16 protein-coding genes are annotated in these 17098 nt (G+C 73.8%); all 16 read left to right on the top strand.

Annotation, left to right across the window (positions count from 1 at the left end):
• The first annotated feature begins 257 nt into the window (after positions 1-257).
• Positions 258-605 (top strand): hypothetical protein, encoded by a 348-nt coding sequence (locus tag AB0F58_RS20960; protein WP_357145269.1) that lies wholly within the window; start codon positions 258-260, stop codon positions 603-605.
• A 174-nt stretch (positions 606-779) separates the two neighbouring features.
• The gene (locus AB0F58_RS20955; protein ID WP_357145266.1) at positions 780-1580 is read left to right on the top strand and encodes a helix-turn-helix domain-containing protein; all 801 of its coding nucleotides are present in this window, start codon (positions 780-782) and stop codon (positions 1578-1580) included.
• A gap of 602 nt (positions 1581-2182) precedes the next feature.
• Positions 2183-3184, top strand: coding sequence for a glycosyltransferase family A protein (locus tag AB0F58_RS20950; protein ID WP_357145263.1), 1002 nt, complete (start codon positions 2183-2185; stop codon positions 3182-3184).
• The gene (locus AB0F58_RS20945; protein ID WP_357145260.1) at positions 3181-4440 is read left to right on the top strand and encodes a glycosyltransferase 87 family protein; all 1260 of its coding nucleotides are present in this window, start codon (positions 3181-3183) and stop codon (positions 4438-4440) included. The genes AB0F58_RS20950 and AB0F58_RS20945 overlap by 4 nt, the downstream gene beginning before the upstream one ends.
• Complete coding sequence (locus tag AB0F58_RS20940) at positions 4440-5444, top strand: glycosyltransferase (RefSeq protein WP_357145258.1); 1005 nt, start codon at positions 4440-4442, stop codon at positions 5442-5444. The genes AB0F58_RS20945 and AB0F58_RS20940 overlap by 1 nt, the downstream gene beginning before the upstream one ends.
• Entirely contained in the window at positions 5441-6499 is a 1059-nt protein-coding gene (locus tag AB0F58_RS20935; protein WP_357145255.1) for a glycosyltransferase family A protein, read from the top strand. The genes AB0F58_RS20940 and AB0F58_RS20935 overlap by 4 nt, the downstream gene beginning before the upstream one ends.
• Entirely contained in the window at positions 6496-7554 is a 1059-nt protein-coding gene (locus AB0F58_RS20930) for a lysylphosphatidylglycerol synthase domain-containing protein (protein WP_357145252.1), read from the top strand. The genes AB0F58_RS20935 and AB0F58_RS20930 overlap by 4 nt, the downstream gene beginning before the upstream one ends.
• 76 nt (positions 7555-7630) lie before the next feature.
• Positions 7631-8953 (top strand): aminotransferase class III-fold pyridoxal phosphate-dependent enzyme, encoded by a 1323-nt coding sequence (locus tag AB0F58_RS20925; protein ID WP_357145776.1) that lies wholly within the window; start codon positions 7631-7633, stop codon positions 8951-8953.
• The gene (locus AB0F58_RS20920) at positions 8947-9987 is read left to right on the top strand and encodes an NAD-dependent epimerase/dehydratase family protein (protein ID WP_357145250.1); all 1041 of its coding nucleotides are present in this window, start codon (positions 8947-8949) and stop codon (positions 9985-9987) included. The genes AB0F58_RS20925 and AB0F58_RS20920 overlap by 7 nt, the downstream gene beginning before the upstream one ends.
• Positions 9987-10994 carry a UbiA prenyltransferase family protein gene (locus tag AB0F58_RS20915; RefSeq protein WP_357145247.1) on the top strand — a complete coding sequence of 336 codons (1008 nt, stop codon included), beginning with the start codon at positions 9987-9989 and terminating at the stop codon, positions 10992-10994. The genes AB0F58_RS20920 and AB0F58_RS20915 overlap by 1 nt, the downstream gene beginning before the upstream one ends.
• Positions 10991-12139: an endonuclease/exonuclease/phosphatase family protein gene (locus AB0F58_RS20910; protein WP_357145244.1), complete on the top strand. Its 1149-nt coding sequence runs from the start codon at positions 10991-10993 to the stop codon at positions 12137-12139. The genes AB0F58_RS20915 and AB0F58_RS20910 overlap by 4 nt, the downstream gene beginning before the upstream one ends.
• Positions 12140-12174: 35 nt before the next feature.
• Positions 12175-13323 (top strand): glycosyltransferase family 4 protein, encoded by a 1149-nt coding sequence (locus AB0F58_RS20905; protein ID WP_357145243.1) that lies wholly within the window; start codon positions 12175-12177, stop codon positions 13321-13323.
• Between the two features lie 104 nt (positions 13324-13427).
• Complete coding sequence (locus tag AB0F58_RS20900) at positions 13428-13730, top strand: DUF6403 family protein (protein ID WP_357145241.1); 303 nt, start codon at positions 13428-13430, stop codon at positions 13728-13730.
• Positions 13723-15087 (top strand): hypothetical protein, encoded by a 1365-nt coding sequence (locus AB0F58_RS20895; RefSeq protein WP_357145238.1) that lies wholly within the window; start codon positions 13723-13725, stop codon positions 15085-15087. The genes AB0F58_RS20900 and AB0F58_RS20895 overlap by 8 nt, the downstream gene beginning before the upstream one ends.
• Positions 15084-16166, top strand: a complete 1083-nt coding sequence (locus tag AB0F58_RS20890; protein ID WP_357145236.1) for a hypothetical protein — start codon at positions 15084-15086, stop codon at positions 16164-16166. Before AB0F58_RS20895 ends, AB0F58_RS20890 begins: the two co-directional genes overlap by 4 nt.
• 118 nt (positions 16167-16284) lie before the next feature.
• The gene (locus AB0F58_RS20885; protein ID WP_357145233.1) at positions 16285-16989 is read left to right on the top strand and encodes a carbonic anhydrase; all 705 of its coding nucleotides are present in this window, start codon (positions 16285-16287) and stop codon (positions 16987-16989) included.
• The last annotated feature ends 109 nt before the right edge of the window (positions 16990-17098 follow it).

The following is a 17098-nucleotide window of genomic DNA, read 5'->3' as shown; positions in this document are numbered from 1 at the left end:
CCAGCGGAAGCCGGTGGGTAACTTTGCGTGACGCCGTCGCGGGCGGGACGGGCGCCGTGGCCGGCACCGGCCCGGGTGGACGGTTGCGGGTCGGGGGCGCTGTCTCCTGTCCGGGCACGCAACAGGAAACACCTGTCCCGGGCATCCGCGCAGGTCGATGCTGGGAACTACCACATCGGACGCCCGGTCCACCGGGCGCCGGCGACCCGGGTGGACACCCGCGTCGGAACTCCCCGCGAACGCAAGGAGACAGGCCCATGTCCGAGAACCGCACCTCCCGCCGCCTCGTCCGGACCGCCCTGGTGGCCGGGACCGCCGGTGCCCTTCTGCTCACCGGGACGCCCGCCTTCGCCGCGGGCCCCTACATCAGCTCCAACTCCGGCGGCGCGAACGTCCGCAGCTGCGCCAGCACCGGGTGCTCCTCGAACGGCTACTACGGCAACGGCACCGGGGTCACCATGGTCTGCTTCAAGGACAACCAGTGGGTGTACCCGCCGGAGTCGAACTACGCCTCGAACCGCTGGTTCCAGGTGAACAGCCCGACCGGCGGCTACATCCACTCCTCGCTGGTCGCGAACCAGGTCTCCACGCCCCGCTGCCCCTGACGGTGCACCCGGGCCCCGGACGTCCCCTGTGGACGTCCGGGGCCCTTCCCCGTCGTGTTGCCCGATGCCGCGCGCCGGACGCGTTGGTACGGTCGTGACCATGCGACGTCGCGCAGCCGGCCGGGGGACGGACGACGGCCGCCCCCGCTCGGACGCGGGCCGGCAGCCGTGCCGGTGACCGACCCGCCCCCTGCCGGGGCGGACCGCCCCGAGAGCCTCGGCGAGTGCCTGCGACGTCACCGGCAGGCCGCCGGGCTCTCCCTGGCCGGCCTGGCGCGACGGGTCAACTACAGCCGGGGGTACCTCAGCAAGGTGGAGACCGGCCGGGCGCCGGGAAACCTCGCGTTGGCCCTGCGGTGCGACCAGGCCCTGCCGACCGGCGGCGCACTGGCCGCACTCGCCCGGCGCGGGTCCCCGGCGGCGCCGTCCGGCAGCGGGGGCCGGGTGCCGCCGGTGCCGGACCAACCGGCGGACCCGGCGACGCGTCGGGCGGCCGTCGACCGGCCCGGCGTCGAGGCCGTCCTGCCGACCTCGGTCCCGCTCCCGCCGGGTCTGGCCAGCGGGGTCGCCTTCATGCTCGCCCTGGACGCCACGCACGGCGCGCTGCGCCGGGTCGCCGACGCGGACCTCTCCCCCGAGGACCGGTACGACGCGGCCAACCGGGCGGTCCACGACGGCGCGCTGTACGTCGCCCGGGAGCAGCTGCTCGTCTCGGCGACCGTGCCGGTGGTGGCGGCCGGCGAGGCCGCGTTCCTGCGGCTCATCGCGATCCGGGACGCGATCAGAACGGGCGCCGTCCTCGCCGGTCCGGGGTACCACGCCGCCTACCACCCCTTCGCCGAGTCGCTGTGGACGTTCCGGATGGCGCTGCGGCAGGAGTTCGGCCAGGAGCCGGTGACCCCGGCGCTGCTCGACCGGGCCGACTGGTCCGATCGGGAACGCTGCGCCGACTGCGGCGCGGTCGTTTTCCGTTGATCGATTCCTGCGGTTCTCGACCGAACCGGAAGCACCGCCGAAGATCGTGACGACAAGTGCCGTGATCTAGGATCCCGAAGGTAGGAAAACACCGCAGCGGCGCCGCCGGTCCACGCCCACCTTTCGGGCACCACCGGCGGATCGGAACAGGTCAGCACCACCGAGGCAACGCGCCCACTCAGCACCACCGACACATTGTGTCCACGATGGACCAAAGCGCCCGTCCGGGCGGACGCCCGATCCCAACGGGGCAAGGCCGACCTAATCGAGGTTTACCGAATAGCCGCCGTTCTTGGCCGAAAACCATTCGACATTCCGCACGTGGGTCCGGTGAACCGGAAACACGTGCCAGCGGCGATACTCAGCCCCTTGACCAGCCACCTGCAAACACCGCAACATATAGGCGGTCGTCATTTGGTAGACCCACCCATGGTCTCGCCATTTCTGACCCGGGAACCGTTCGGACAATCCACCGACGGACCCTTGTCGACGAATCCCACCCCGCACGGACTCCGGCTACACGGAACGTCGCCCGAACCGCCTCCCGTCGTGGGGACGCGCCGGTCGGGCCGGTCCGCCCTGGCGTGAGGAAGGCAGGCACCGTGGACCCGCTGGTCTCAGTCGTCATCCCCTGCTACAACCGGGCCCGCACGGTCGCGCTCTGCGTGCGATCGGTACGGCGGCAGACGTACCCGGCCATCGAGGTCGTCGTGGTCGACGACGCCAGCGCCGACGGATCGGGCGCGGTCGCCGAGGCGGCCGGGGCCACGGTGCTGCGGCTGGAGACCAACAGCGGGCCCGGGGCGGCCCGGAACCGGGGGGCCGCGCACGCCCGGGGCGAGATCCTGTTCTTCCTCGACGCCGACGTCGCGCTCGAACCGGGGAGCGTCGCCGCCGCCGTCGCGCACCTGCGGTCCGCCCCCGGACTGGGTGCGATCTGCGGGGTGCTCCGACCGGAGTCCCTGCTCTCCCGGAAGCTGGTCGCCGAGTACCGGGCGTTGCAGATGTACCACTGGTGGCTGGCCCGGGAGGGCCCGATGGAGGGCCTGCACACCGCCCTGTGCGCGATGCGTGCCGAGGTGTTCCGGGAGATCGGACCGTTCAACCCCGACCTGCGGCACACCGAGGCCCCGGAGTACGGACACCGGATCCGGCAGCGGTACGAGGTGCGCGGCACGGCGGCCATCGCCGGGGTGCACGACCACGACACCACCCTGCGGGTCCTGCTGCCGAAGGTGTTCCTGCGCGCCCGGGCCAGTGCGGCCGAGGTGCGTCCCGGCGAGGCGCTCGGTGGTGGCGCCGCCGCACGGGTGTTGGCCAGCGGGCTGGTGCTGGCCGCCGTGCTCGCCTCGCCGCTGCCGCTGGTCCTCGGGCCGGCGGCGGTCGCGGTGCCACTGCTCCTGCTCGCCGTGGCGACGGCCCTGGAGGCGGGCACCTACCGGCGGGTCGTGGTCGACCGGGGCCTCCGGTTCGGGCTGCGGTTCACCCCGCTCCACCTGCTCTACCAGCTCACCTCGGCGGCCGGCGCGGCCGTCGGCACCGGGCAACGGCTGTGGCACCGGCTCACCTGGCGGGCCGGCCCCCCGGTGGAGGTGTCCCGGTGAGGCTGGCCGGGCCGGAGCTGCCGGATCGCGCCGGCCGGACGGCCGACGGTGGCATCACCGGAGTGCTGCTGCTGACCGTGGGCGCGTCGGTCGCCGCGGTCGCACTCGTGCAGTGGGCCGCGGCGCGCACCGGGAGCAGCTGGGCCCCCGGCGGTGATCTCGCGGTCTACCGGGAGGCGGCCGGGGCCGTCCTCGACGGCGGATCGCCGTACCGGGTGTCCCGCGCCGGGTACGGCTTCGTCTACCCGCCGTTCGCGGCGCTGGTGCTGACGCCGCTGGCACTCCTCGGCCCCACGGTCGGCTTCTGGGCCTGGACGGTGCTGTCGACGCTCGCCGTGTCCGCCGTGGTGGGGCTGCTGGTCGCGCACCTCGCCCCGCACCGGTCCCGGCCGGGACCGCTGGCGGTCGGCACGGCGCTGGTCCTGCCGCTGTCGCCGGTGGCCGGCACCCTGCTGTTGGGCAACGTCAACCTCCTCCTGCTGGCGCTGGTCCTGGTCGACCTGTTGCGGGTCCCGCACCGGCACCGGGGCGTCCTGGTCGGCATCGCCGCCGGAATCAAGCTGACCCCGCTCATCGTGGTCGTGTACCTGCTGCTGACCGGCCGGCGCAGGGCCGGACTGACCGCGCTGGCGACGTTCCTCGGCACCGTCGGGGCCGGTTTCCTGTTCCTGCCGGGCGCCGCCGCGACCTTCTGGGGCGGGGCCGGGCTGGACGGCTCGCGGACCCGACCGCCGGGCGAGGAGGCGTTCGGCACCTCGGTGCGGGGCGCGGTGCTGAACCTGCTGCCGGACCCGGCGCACCCGGTGTGGCTGCCGTTGAGCGCCCTGGTCGGCGTGGTCGGCCTCATCCTGGCGGTGCGGGCGAGCCGCCGGCACGAGGAGTTGACCGGGCTCCTGGTGTGCGCGGTCACCGGCCTGCTGGTCTCGCCGGTCACCTGGTACACGCACTGGGTCTGGTGCGTACCGCTGCTGGCGCTGCTCGTCGCCCGCCCGCCCGGCCGTGGAGGGCGGTTGGCGGTCGGTGCGCTCTGGCTGGTCTTCGCCCTGCCCCTGCCCTGGTGGATCGTGCACGTCCTCGGCGGGGTGCCGCTGTCCGAGCGGGCCTGGGTACGGCCGGTCGAGCTGCTCTACACGCTGGTCGGCGCGGCACTGCTGGTCGGCGCGGCGACCCACCTGCGCCGTACCGGCCCGGCCCGGACGGCGGCCCCGGCGGCACGGCCGCGCCCGGCGACCCTCGACGTCGCGGGGAGGCGCTGATGTCGGCCGGCGACGCGGTGGCGGTGGTGGTGCCCACCTACAACAAGGCCCGCACCCTGCGCGCCTGCCTCGAATCCATCTACGCCCAGACCCACCGACCCACCGAAGTCGTCGTCGTCGACGACCACAGCACCGACCACTCACCCACCATCACCCACCACTTCCCCTGCACCCTCATCACCCACCCCACCAACAAAGGACCCGCCGCCGCCCGCAACACCGGCACCCGACACACCACCGCACCCCTGCTCTTCTTCGTCGACTCCGACACCGCCCTGCACCCCGACGCCATCGCCAACGCCCTCCACACCCTCCACACCACCCCCCACACCGGCATGGTCCAGGGCATCTACGCCCCCCACCCCCTCTACGACGACGGACCCGTCGAGCGCTACCGCGTCGCCTTCGAACACTTCTGGCGACGACGCAGCGTGGGCCGGCCGAGAGCGGCGACGCTGTTCGCCGCCGCCCTGATCCCCCGGGCGGTCTTCGAGGAGACCGGCGGATTCGACGAACGGCTGCGCACCGGCGAGGACACCGAGTTCGGCACCCGGCTGCCCGCCCGGTACCGGCTGGTCGTCACCGACACCGTGCTCACCCGGCACGACGACGTGGACCGCCTCCTGCCGATGCTGCGCGAACAGTTCGGCTTCGCCACGCAGACCCCGATGGTCATGCTGCACGCCTGGCGGCGACGCAACGCCGGCACCGGCATGCGGGTCAACGCGTTCTCGCCGACCGGGCTGGCGCTGTCCGGGCTCAGCCTGGCGACGCTGCCGTTCCTGCCGTTCCTGCCCTGGCTGGCACCGGTCTGGTTGGCGCTGCTCGCGGCGTCCACCGCGACCAGCCACGAGTTCCTCCGGTTCACCTACCGGTTGCGGGGCGCGGGCTTCGCCGCGTACGCCACCGGACTGCACACCGTGCTCTACGCCCTGGCCGTGCTCGGCACCGGGGTGGGGGCGCTGCGGGTGGCGTACACGCTGGCCCGGGGGTACCGGCGGTGAACGACGCGGTGGCGGTGGTGGTGCCCACCTACAACAAGGCCCGCACCCTGCGCGCCTGCCTCGAATCCATCTACGCCCAGACCCACCGACCCACCGAAGTCGTCGTCGTCGACGACCACAGCACCGACCACTCACCCACCATCACCCACCACTTCCCCTGCACCCTCATCACCCACCCCACCAACAAAGGACCCGCCGCCGCCCGCAACACCGGCACCCGACACACCACCGCACCCCTGCTCTTCTTCGTCGACTCCGACACCGCCCTGCACCCCGACGCCATCGCCAACGCCCTCCACACCCTCCACACCACCCCCCACACCGGCATGGTCCAGGGCATCTACGCCCCCCACCCCCTCTACGACGACGGACCCGTCGAGCGCTACCGCGTCGCCTTCGAACACTTCTGGCGGCGGGCGACGGTCGGCCGGGAGACCGGGGCGCTGTTCGCCGCCGCGCTGATCCCCCGGGCGGTCTTCGAGGAGGCGGGCGGATTCGACGAACGGCTGCGGGACGGGGAGGACGACGAGTTCGGCACCCGGCTGCCGGCGCGGTACCGGCTGGTGGCGACGGACACCGTGCTCACCCGGCACGACGACGTGGACCGCCTCCTGCCGATGCTGCGCGAACAGTTCGTGCGGGCGCGGGCCAAGCCACCGCTGATGGCACGGACGTGGCGGCGGCAACGCGGCGGGGCGGCGGGGGCCCGGGTGGCGATGATGTCCCCGGACCGGTTCCGGCATCTGGACCGGTCCGCCCGGGTGACCCTGGTCGCCTCGGCCCTGGCGCTGGCGGCCGGGCCGCTCGGCGTGGCGCTGCCGTCGCTGGCGTGGACCGGTCCGGCGTGCGCGGCGGTGGTGGTCGCCGCCAACCACCGGTTCCTGCGGTTCGCGTACCGGTTGCATGGCGGGCGGTTCGCGCTCGTCGCCGCCGGGATACACGTGTTGGCGCAGCTCACCCTGGTCGCGGGGTTGGTCGCGGGGGTGCCGCGCGCCGGCCACGCGCTGCTGCGGGAGCCCGCGCCCGCAGCCCGGCCGGCGCGGGTGCCGCGATGACGGCGCGCCCCGGTCCCGCGCCCGCCCGGCCGGCCGGAGCCACCGTCGCCGCCGGCACGGCGGACCGGTCGCGCCGGTGGCGCCTGGTCTGGCGGTGGCTCGGGGTGCTCTTCGCGGTGGCGGTGGCGGTGGCGGTGGTCCGGGCGCTGCGCGGGCAGGACTGGTCGGTCGTCGCGGTGCTGCTCGCCCGGCGTGACGGCGGCCAGGTCGGCCTGCTGCTGGCCGGGGCGCTGCCGGCCGCGGCGGTCGGACCGCTGGTGGGAATGCTCGCCTGGCGGGCGATCCTGCGGGAGCTGGGTCCGCCGGTGGCGACGCTGCGACTGCTCCGCGTCTACCTGGTCGGATTCCTCGCCAAGTACGTGCCGGGCAAGCTGCCCGGCCTGGTCGCCGCGGTGAAGGTGGCAGCCGCCAACGGAGTCAGCGTGCCCCGGATGCTGGTCTCCGGGACGGTGACCACGGTGCTGGTGCACCTGACCGGGCTGACCGTCGGGCTGCTCGCCGGGGTGCGGGTGCTCGGCGACCGGGTGGTCTGGCTGGCCCTGGCCGCGCTGCCGGTGCTGGTGGCGCTCTGCTGGCCGGGGCTGCTCGGCCGGCTGGTCGCGCTGGCCCTGCGGCTGACCCGCCGCCCCGGTCCGGCGCCGGCCGTGTCCGGCCGGGCGGTCCGTGCGGCGATCGGCTGGCAGACCCTGTCGTGGTTGGTCAGCGGGGTGCACCTGTGGTTGTTGGCGGTGGCCATGGGGGCCGACGCCGCCGCCGCGCTGCCGCTCTGCGTGGGGGCGTTCGCCCTGGCCACGGTGCTCGGCGTGGTGGCGGTGGTGGTGCCGGACGGGTTGGGGGTGCGGGAGGCGGTGCTGGTCGGGGCGTTGGCGTCGGTGCTGCCGGTGCCGTCGGCGGTGGCGGTGGCGGTGGCGAGCCGGTTGGTGACGACGGTGGGGGAGGTGGTGGTCGGTGGCGTGGCGTTGGCGGTGGTGGAGGTGATCCATCGAAGGTCGTCCGTAGTGGACACGGCAGTGCTCAGGGAGTGGAGTGGTGATGTCCCGGTTGATCGGTCTTGACGAGTGTGAGCAGCTCGATGTTCGGCAGGTGCACGACCTGTACCGGCGGTACGTGAGCAGGTCGCAGGTGTCGTTGATGACGACGTTCGGGTTCGGTCGGGAGTTGGTGGAACGGGCCGAGGGTGCCTGGGTGTACATGCGCGACGGTGCGCGGGTGCTGGACATCTCCGGTGGGGTGGGGGTGCTCAACCACGGACACAACCACCCGCGGATCCTGGCGGCGCGGGCCCGGTTCGCCGCCGAGCAGCGGTTGGAGGTACACAAGGCGTTCTTCTCGCCGTACGTGGCGGCGTTGAGTCACAACGTGGCGGAGTTGCTGCCGGGCGACCTGAACGTCTCGTACTTCCCGAACTCGGGGGCGGAGGCGAACGAGGGCGCCATCAAGATGGCGTACAAGTACCACGAGGGGCGGCGGCAGACGATCCTGCGGGCCGACATCAGTTTCCACGGCAAGACCCTGGGGGCGGGCAGCCTGACCGGCTCGGCGGAGAACCACTTCCGCTTCCCCGGCCTGCCGAACATCGTGGTGTACCCGTTCGGGGACGTGGCGGCGGTGCGGGCGGCGGTGGAGGCCACCCGCGGGCCGGACGGCCGGTGTGACGTGTACGCGCTGCTGGTGGAGCCGTACTCGGCGTCGAGCCTGCGCTGCTGGTCGGAGGCGGCGTTGCGGGAGCTGCGGCGGCTCTGCGACGACGAGGACATCGTGCTGATCTTCGACGAGGTCTACACCGGCTGGGGCAAGACCGGCAGCCTGTTCTACTTCATGCGCCACGACGGGCTGCTGCCGGACATCCTCACCTACTCCAAGTCCCTCGGCGGGGGAAAGGCGTCGATCTCCGGGTACACCGCGCGGGAACGGCTGTTCCGGCGGGCGTACGACCGGCTGGCGGACGTGATCCTGCACAGCACCACCTACTACGGGTTCGGTGAGGAGACCGCCACCGCCATCGAGGCGGTCAACGTGGTGGTGGAGGACGACTTCCCCGGCCGGGCCCGGCAGATCGAGGGGATCCTCGGCGCCGGCCTGGAACGGATCCGCGCCGCCCACCCGGACGCGGTGGACCGGGTCACCGGCGTGGGGGCCCTGCACGGGGTGTTCCTCACCAGTGGACCGAAGCTGCTCGACCTGGCCGGGAAGCTGATGCCCGGCTTCACCCGGGACCCCCACTTCGGCACGAAGCTGATCACCCTGTCGGTCATCGCGCACCTCTACCGGGAACACAAGGTCATGACCTACTACAGCCCGAACGTGGAGAACCCGCTGATGGTGGCCCCCACCCTCATGGTCGAACCCGCCGACCTGGAGTACTTCCTGTCGGCGTTGGACGCCACCCTCGCCCTGGGGCTACGTCGGCTGCTCACCAGCTTCGTGCGGGAGAAGGTGAGCGCGACGTGGTAGGCGACGGTCCGGTCGTGGTCACCGGCGCCAGCGGCATGCTCGGCGGCTTCGTCGTCCGTCGGCTGCGCGCCGAGGGGAGGTCCGTCCACGCCGTCGACCTCCGACCCCCCGCCGACCCCGCCGTCCCGGCGACCGTGGCCGACGTCCGCGACCAGACCGCCATGACCCGGGCCTGCGCCGGCGCGGCGGCGGTGGTGCACTGCGCCGCCGCCCTGCCCAGCTACCCGTCGAACGAGATCCACTCCGTCATCGTCGACGGCACCCGCACGGTGCTCACCGCCGCCCGTGCCAGCGGCGTCCCCCGCGTGGTGCACATCTCCACCACCGCCGTCTACGGCCTCCCCACCGTCGTGCCCACCCCCGAGACCCACCCCCGACAACCCGTCGACACCTACGGACACGCCAAGGCCGCCGCCGAGGAGGTCGCCGAGGACTTCCGCCAGCGCGGGCTCTGCGTGCCGGTGCTCCGCCCCAAGACGTTCCTCGGGCCCGGCCGCATGGGCCTGTTCGCCATGCTGTTCGAGTGGGCCCACGAGGGCCGGCACTTCCCCGTCCTCGGCCGGGGAGACGTCCGCATCCAGATGTGCGCGGTCGAGGACCTCACCGAGTGCGTCCGCACCGTCCTGCACGCCGACCCCCACCACGCCAACGACACCTTCAACGTCGCCGCCGAGGAGTTCGGCACCTTCCGCGACGACGTCCAGGCCGTCCTCGACGCCGCCGGCCACGGCAGACGGGCCATCTCCGTCCCCGCCCGGCCCGCCCTGCTCGCCCTCCAGGCGCTCCGGCGCGCCCGGCTCTCCCCCGTCTACGACCGGCTCCTGCACAAACTGCTCGCCGACTCGTACGTCAGCACGGAGAAGGCCCGGCGGGTGCTCGGCTTCGCCCCGCGCCACTCCAACTCCGACGCGCTGCTGCGGACCTTCGCGTGGTGGCGGGCGCACCGCAGCGCGGGCGAGGGCCACCAGTCCGGGCGGACCAGCCGGGACCCCTGGTCGCAGGGGGCCCTGCGCGTGGCGAAGGCGTTCTTCTGATGAACCCGGCCACCCACACCGGTCCGGTGGTCCGCGCCACCGGCCCGCATCCCACCGGCGCCCGGCCGCCCGAAGCCACCGGCGCCCGGCCGCCCGGAGCCACCGGCGGGTCCGTCCGACGCCTCCCCGGCCTGGTCGGCAGCCTGGTGCAGCTGGCCCGGCCCGGCCAGTGGCCGAAGAACGTCCTGGTCGTCTCGGTGCCCCTGCTCGACCCGCAGGCGTGGACCCGCTCGGCCCTGGGCGGCCTGGTCTGGGCGGTCAGCGCGTTCACCCTCGGCTCCGTGCTGGTCTACGTCCTCAACGACCTGGCCGACCGGCGGCGCGACGCGGACAACCCGGCGCGACGGCACCGGCCGATCGCCGCCGGCCTGCTCACCCCCCGCGCGGCGGTCCTCTTCGCCACCGGCGTGGCCACCCTGCTGGTCGCGGTGCTCACCCTGGCCACCGTCGCCACCGCCTGGCCGGTCGCCGCCTACCTGCTGCTCAACCTCGGCTACTCGCTCGGCCTGAAGCACGTGCCCCTGCTGGACGTCTTCCTGGTGGCCAGCGGCTTCGCGCTCCGGCTCGTCCAGGGCCACCTGGCCACCGGTACGGCCGTGCCGGGCTGGCTGCTCACCGCCGTGTTCACCCTGTGCCTGCTGCTCACCCTCGGCAAACGCCGGCAGGAACTGCGCGTCACCGGCGGCGACCACCGACCGGCGCTGCGCGGCTACACCGTCGCCCTCACCGACCAGCTCATGCAGCTCTCCGCGGCGCTCACCGCCGGCAGCTACCTGCTCTACCTGCGCGACGAGGCACCGTTGGGCGGGTACGCGTCCACCGCCACGGCGTTGCTCACCCCGTTGGCCATCTTCGGACTGTTCCGGTACCTGCAACTGGTGCTCGTCCGGGACGCGGGCGGCAACCCGGTCCGTACGCTGGTGCGGGATCCCGCGCTGGTCACCAACTCGGCGCTCTGGGCGGTGCTCTCCGGGGTGCTGCTGCTGGCCGCGCGGAGCCAGGGGTGAGGGCCGTCGACGTGGCCCCGCCGGCGACCCGCCGGTGGGGTCGGCAGCTGGTGTGGACGGCGGCCGGGTCCTGGCTGCTCTTCGTGGCCGTCCACCGGGTGCTCTCCGGGCGGGCCTGGTGGTGGACCCTGCCGGACCTGCTCCCACCGCTGCTCTTCGGCACCGTACCGGTGCTGCTGCTCGCGCTGGTGCCGCTGGTCCGCCGGGAGACGGCCACGGGTACCGGACGGGCCCGGACGGTGGGCGCGACGCTGGCCGTCGGGGCGCTGGTGCTGGGCTGGCCGTGCGCGGGGGTCAACGCCGCCGCCCTGTGGCACCGGCCCCCACCGGCCCCGCCGGACGCGCTGCGGGTCTTCTCCTGGAACACCTGGTACTGGGACCAACTGCTGGCGACCGGCCCGGACGGCGAGCGGATCACGGATCCGGACCGGTTCTACCGGTACCTGCACACCCGGGCCGCCGACGTCTACCTGCTCCAGGAGTACCTCTACATCGACCCGGTGGACTACGACCCGATCCGGCTGGACGACCTGGCCCGGATCCGCCGGGAGTTCCCCGACCACCACGTCGCGGTCGCCGGCGAGCTGGTGACGATCTCCCGCTACCCGATCGTCGGCGAGCACCCCCTGGACCTGCGGCCCTGGCTGGCACGCCGCTGGTCCGACCTGCCGCCCGCCGGCTCGTCGCTGCCGGCGTACCACACCGTCAAGACGCTCCGCACCGACCTGCTCGTCGGCGACCGGGTGCTCTCGGTCTACAACGCGCACCTGCACGTCCCGCCGGTCGGGCTGCCGGCCCGGCATCCGGACACCGCCGACGACGGGCTGGCCCGCCACGACCTGCGGCGCGCCGGCTACCGGGCGCTCGCCGCCGACGTCGCCGGCAACCCGCACCCGGTCCTGCTGGCCGGCGACCTGAACACGTCACCGGCGATGGGTCTGCTCCGCACGCTGCCCGACCGGCTGGTCGACGCCACCGGGGCGCTGGACTCGGCGTACCCCGTCTCGTGGGCCCGCCACGGCCTGCCGCTGTGGCGCCTCGACTGGGTCTTCACCAGCCCGGACGTCGCGGTGCACCGGTACCGGATGGTGGCCCCGGACGGCCTGTCGGACCACCACGGGCAGCACGTCGTCGTCTCCCTCTGACCCCGGCACGAAGCGCACCCGAGAGAGGAATGCCCATGTCGACCAGGGAACCGCAGTACGACCTCACCGTCGCGTTGACCTACTACACCCCGTACATGAGCGGGGTGACCCACACGGCGCAGACCGTCGCCGAGGGGATGGCCGCACGCGGCTGGCGGGTGGCGGTGGTGACCAGTCAGCACGACCGCTCCACCCCGCGCCGCGAGACCCTCAACGGCGTGGACGTCCACCGGGCCCCCGTCCTCGGCCAGATCACCCGGGCGCAGATCAGTCCGGCGTACCCGCTGCTGGCGGGACGACTCGCCCGCCGTTCCTCGGTACTGCACCTGAACCTGCCGATGGCCGAGGGGGCGCTGGTCGCCCGCCTCGCCGGGCGGACGCCGGTCGTGAGCATGGTGCACATCGACCTGTACCTGCCGCCCGGCCGGCTCAACCGGGTCGCGGTCGCCGCCTCCGACGTCACCTCCCGGTCGGCGATCCGCCGCTCGGCGGCGGTGCTCGCCTACAGCGACGACCAGGCCCACCACTCGACGTTCTGGCCGTTGATGCGGGAGCGGACCTACCGGCCGATCCCGTCGCCGTGCCTGGACCGGCGGGGCGGCCGGCCGCGCTACCGCAGCACCGGCGGACTGCACGTCGGCTTCCTCGGCCGGATCGTGGAGGACAAGGGGATCCCCTACCTCGTCCGGGCGTTCCGGCGGATCGCCGACCCCGACGCCCGGCTGCTGATCGGGGGGAACTACCAGACCGTGATGGGTGGGGACGACCTGGCCGCGATCCGGGCGGAGATCGGCGCGGACCACCGCATCCAGGTGCTCGGGGAGCTGCGCGGGCAGGAGATCGCCGACTTCTACGCCTCGATCGACGTGTTCGCGCTGCCGTCGGTGGCCGAGTCGTTCGGCATCGTGCAGGCCGAGGCGATGATGTGCGGCGTGCCGTCGGTCACCACCGACCTGCCCGGCGGGCGCTACCCGGTCCTGGCCACGCAGTTCGGTCGGGTGGTGCCGCCACGCGACCCGGAGGCGCTGCACCGGGCGATCCTGGAACTGGCCGACGCCCCCGGCGACTGGCGGGAGAGCAAGGCCCGCGAGGCCCGCAAGCTGTTCGGTGCCGAACGGAGCCTGGATGCCCACGAGGAGGTGTTCAACCTGGTCAGAGCGGGTGCCGTCCGTCCCGCACGGTGACCGTTGCGGGACGGTGCGTCCAGCGCGAATCTGTTTGCCTCGATCAGCCACACTCGTCCGGTGTACCCCTTCCCCCTGCGAGCTGATCCGGGAGTGGACTGGTCATGTGGCTGATCTGGCTGACCGGTGGCGTGCTGCTGGTCGCGGCGGGCGCCGCGGCCACGCTGGCGCCCCGCTGGCACACGTGGGAACAGGACCGGCGGACCGCCTGGTCCGCGGCCCGAGCGGCGATCGACAGCGCGACGGTCAGCCGGGACGCGGCACCGCGCCGGGTGGCCGAGGCGGAGCAGCTGATGAGCCGGGCCGAGCTGATCGCCGCCGGGCGCGGTGGGGCGGACGCGGCCCGGCTGGCGACCCGGTACGCCGAACAGGCCGACCGGTTGTGGCGGGCGGGTCACGATGGCTGAGCGGACGCCGCGACGTCACCTGGACCTGGCGCGGTGGGCCGTGCTCGGGTTGGCCGTGCTGGTGCTGGTGGTCTTCCTCATCGCCCAGCGGCAGAGCGTCGACGTCAGCTACGGCCGCTCCCCCGCGTCGGCGGCCGTGCCGGAGGGGTCGGCCGGGGAGTTGACCGACACCACGGTGCCGTCGGTCACCGAGATGGACGCCATGGTCGCCGCCGCGCCGGTGGTGCGGCTGCCCGGGTCGGTCGCCTCCTGGGACGAGCAGCGGGTCCGCGAGGTGATCGGCGACCGGGACGTCCGGATCCTCGTCGCGCCGCCCGGCCTGGACGAGGCCGAACGGGACCGGGTCCGGGAGGTGGAGGACGTCACCGTCCGGGTGCTGGGCCTCCAGGTCAGCGGGGGTATGTACCAGGCCAGCGCCGACACGCTGCCCGGCTGGCGGGCCCAGTTCGCCACCGGGGACGTGACGAACCCGCTGGTGGCGCTGATCGCCGCGCTCGGCGACGAACCGACCCCGCCGGACCGCGACGAGCTGCGGTGGCGCACCCCGGACGCGGCCGAACTCGCCCCGGTCACCGCCGACCTGCGCGCCACCGGCCGGCACGTGGCCGACGGCGCGACGCTGACCGCCGTGCCGGCCCGGACGGCGGCCAGCGCCTTCCCGGACGGCGACGCGCTGTACGTCGCGCTGCCCCGGCAACCGCGGGGCGAACCGGTCCCCCGGTACGGGCCCGCGCTGGCCAGGATCTTCCCGGACCGGCCGGTCGTGGTGCTCTACGGCGCCTGGATCGAGTACCACGGTCCGCACGGCGACGAGTTCGCCGAGGTGACCGGGGCGAGCTTCTACGGCCAGTTCGGCGACCGGCTCAGCCGCTACGAGTACCCGCAGGACAACGTGCTCCACGCGTACCTGGCCCGGGTGACCGACGTACGGTACGCGGGGTTGTTCGACCGGCCGCTGCCGTACCGGCCGGTGGATCCGCTGCGGGTGGCGCTGCCGGTGCTGCCCTGGTTCTTCGCCGCCTGCGTCGTGGGGTTCCTCGCCCTCTCCGCGCGGTCGCTCTGGCGCGGCGTCGGCCGCACCGGCACGGTGCGGGGACCGGGCACGACGGCGCGACTGGCCGGACTGACCGCGCTGGCCGTGGAGATGTCCCTGCTGACCGACCGGCGCAGCGACCCCGGGCTGACCCGGGGCGTGACGAAGCTCCAGGCGGCCCGAACCGCGCTGGACGAGGGGCTGCCCGACCGGCACGTCCGTAACCTGCTCACCGAGGCCGAGGCCGAACTGGACGACACCGCCCGCACCATGGGCGTCGCCGGCTACCGGCCGACGGTCTACCTGCGGGAGAGGCTGTCATGACCGACGCGGAGCAGACCCGCGATCCGAACCGCCCCGCGGGCACCGACCCGTCTCCGGCACCGGAGGCGGTGACCGAGCCGCTTCCCGCCCGTGCGGCACGCTTCCTCGGTACCCCGTTCGGTCTGGGCGTCCTGGCCTGCCTGCTGCTGGCCGGCTGGGCGCTGTGGAGCGGCGGCATCACCGACGGCCCGGTCGCCCGCGAGGTACGCGCCTCGTCCGTGTACGTCGCTCCCGGCGTCGACCTGGACGAGGCGGCGGCGGAACGGATCATCGGCAACCGCCGGCTGGTCGTGCTGCTGCTCGCCCCCGGGGCGGACCTGCGGGAGGGCTGCCAGGACGTCGAGCGGGCCGCCGACGGCACGGTGGTGCTGGTGCTCAGCCGCGAGGACGACGAGTACGACACCTACGGGTGCGCGCTGCTGCCCGAACGGGGCGACGAGAACTTCGGCCGGGCCTTCGTGGCGGAGATGACCATCAGCAACGGCATCGACGGCTTCGCCGACCGGCCGTTGGAGGCGTTGAAGGTGGTCACGGTCAACTACGACCGGCTGGTGAAGGCGGGCACCGTCCCCGACGGCACCCGGACCATCAGCCCGTCCCTGCCCCGCTACCTGGTCGCGGCGGCAGCCGTACTGGCCGTGCTCGTCGGCTCGGCGCTGGTCTACGCGACGGGTCTGCGCGCCGGTCGGCTCGCCGCCGACCGGCGGAACGTGCGGGACGCCCGAGCCGACCGGCGCAGCGCGTTGAGCGCGGCCACCGCCGTGCTGGCCCAGCAGATCATCGACCTCGACCAGCGGTACGCCCGGCTGAAACCGACGGCCGTCGCCGGCAACGCCGACCACAAGGCGTTCGTCCGCGACTACCCGGCGCTGGTCACCGACTACACCGATCTGCTCGACACCGTGGCGTCGGCGCCGGAGCGGGACGACGCCCACCTGGACGGGGTGGCTCACCGGGTGGAGTCGCTGAGCCGGCGGGCCGTCCAGGTGGCCCGGCTCGCCCAGTCGGCCAGACCCCGCACCCGGGCGTCTGCCGCCAGCCGGTCGAAGCCGGCCGGAAAGCGGTCGAAGGGGTCCTGACCGGGCTGCCGCCGGGCGGTCGGCCGTTGTGACGCACCGGACCGGGTCGGAAAAGGGACACAGTGGATCTCCTGCCGGTGGTAGAAAGCAGGCGAGTGCCTCATCTCAGGAGATCATCGTGAAGCGTAATTTCGTGTCCCGTCGGTCGCTGCTGGCCACCGGTGGAGCCACCGCCGTCGCGCTCGGCCTCGCCGCCTCCGGGCCGGCGGTGGCCGCCCCGCACCAGCCGCCCGTCGTCACCCCGGCCGAGGCGTGGCGTCGGCTGCGCCACGGCAACCACCGGTTCACCACCGGCCACGGCCGGCACCCGCACCAGGGCCTGGACGACCTGCGTCGACTGGCCGCCGGGCAGCACCCGTTCGCCATCACCCTCGGCTGCGCGGACTCCCGGGTCGCCCCGGAGGTGCTGTTCGACCAGGGTCTGGGCGACCTGTTCGACAACCGGGTGGCCGGGAACATCGTCGACGACCTGCTGCTGGGCAGCATCGAGTTCGCCGTGGAGGAGTTCCACAGCCCGTTGATCGTCGTGCTCGGCCACGAGCGGTGCGGGGCGATCACCGCCACCATCAACGCCATCCGCACCGGCGGTTCGGCGCCGGGCCACATCGGCACCATCGTGGAGAGCCTGCGGCCGGTGGTGGAGCCGGTGCTGGGGCAGCCCGGGGACGAGGTCGACAACGCCGTCCGCGCCAACGTCCGCGCCCAGGTCCAGGCGCTGACCGTGCGCAGTCCGATCATCGCCGAGCGGGTGCACGCGGGCGCGCTGAAGGTGATCGGCGCCCGGTACGACCTGGACAACGGCCAGGTCACTCAGGTGAGCTGACGGCAGAGGTTCCGGACGCGACGACGGGCCGGCCCCCGGTTGGGGGTCGGCCCGTCGTGGTGTGCGGGTGGGTCAGGCGGAGTAGCCGCGGGTGGCGGTCCAGTCGGCG

It is taken from the genome of Micromonospora sp. NPDC023956 (genome assembly GCF_040639195.1).
Classification (GTDB): Bacteria; Actinomycetota; Actinomycetes; order Mycobacteriales; family Micromonosporaceae; genus Micromonospora.
The sequence above is the reverse complement of the archived record's forward strand: the minus strand, read 5'-3'. Positions and strand labels throughout refer to the sequence as shown.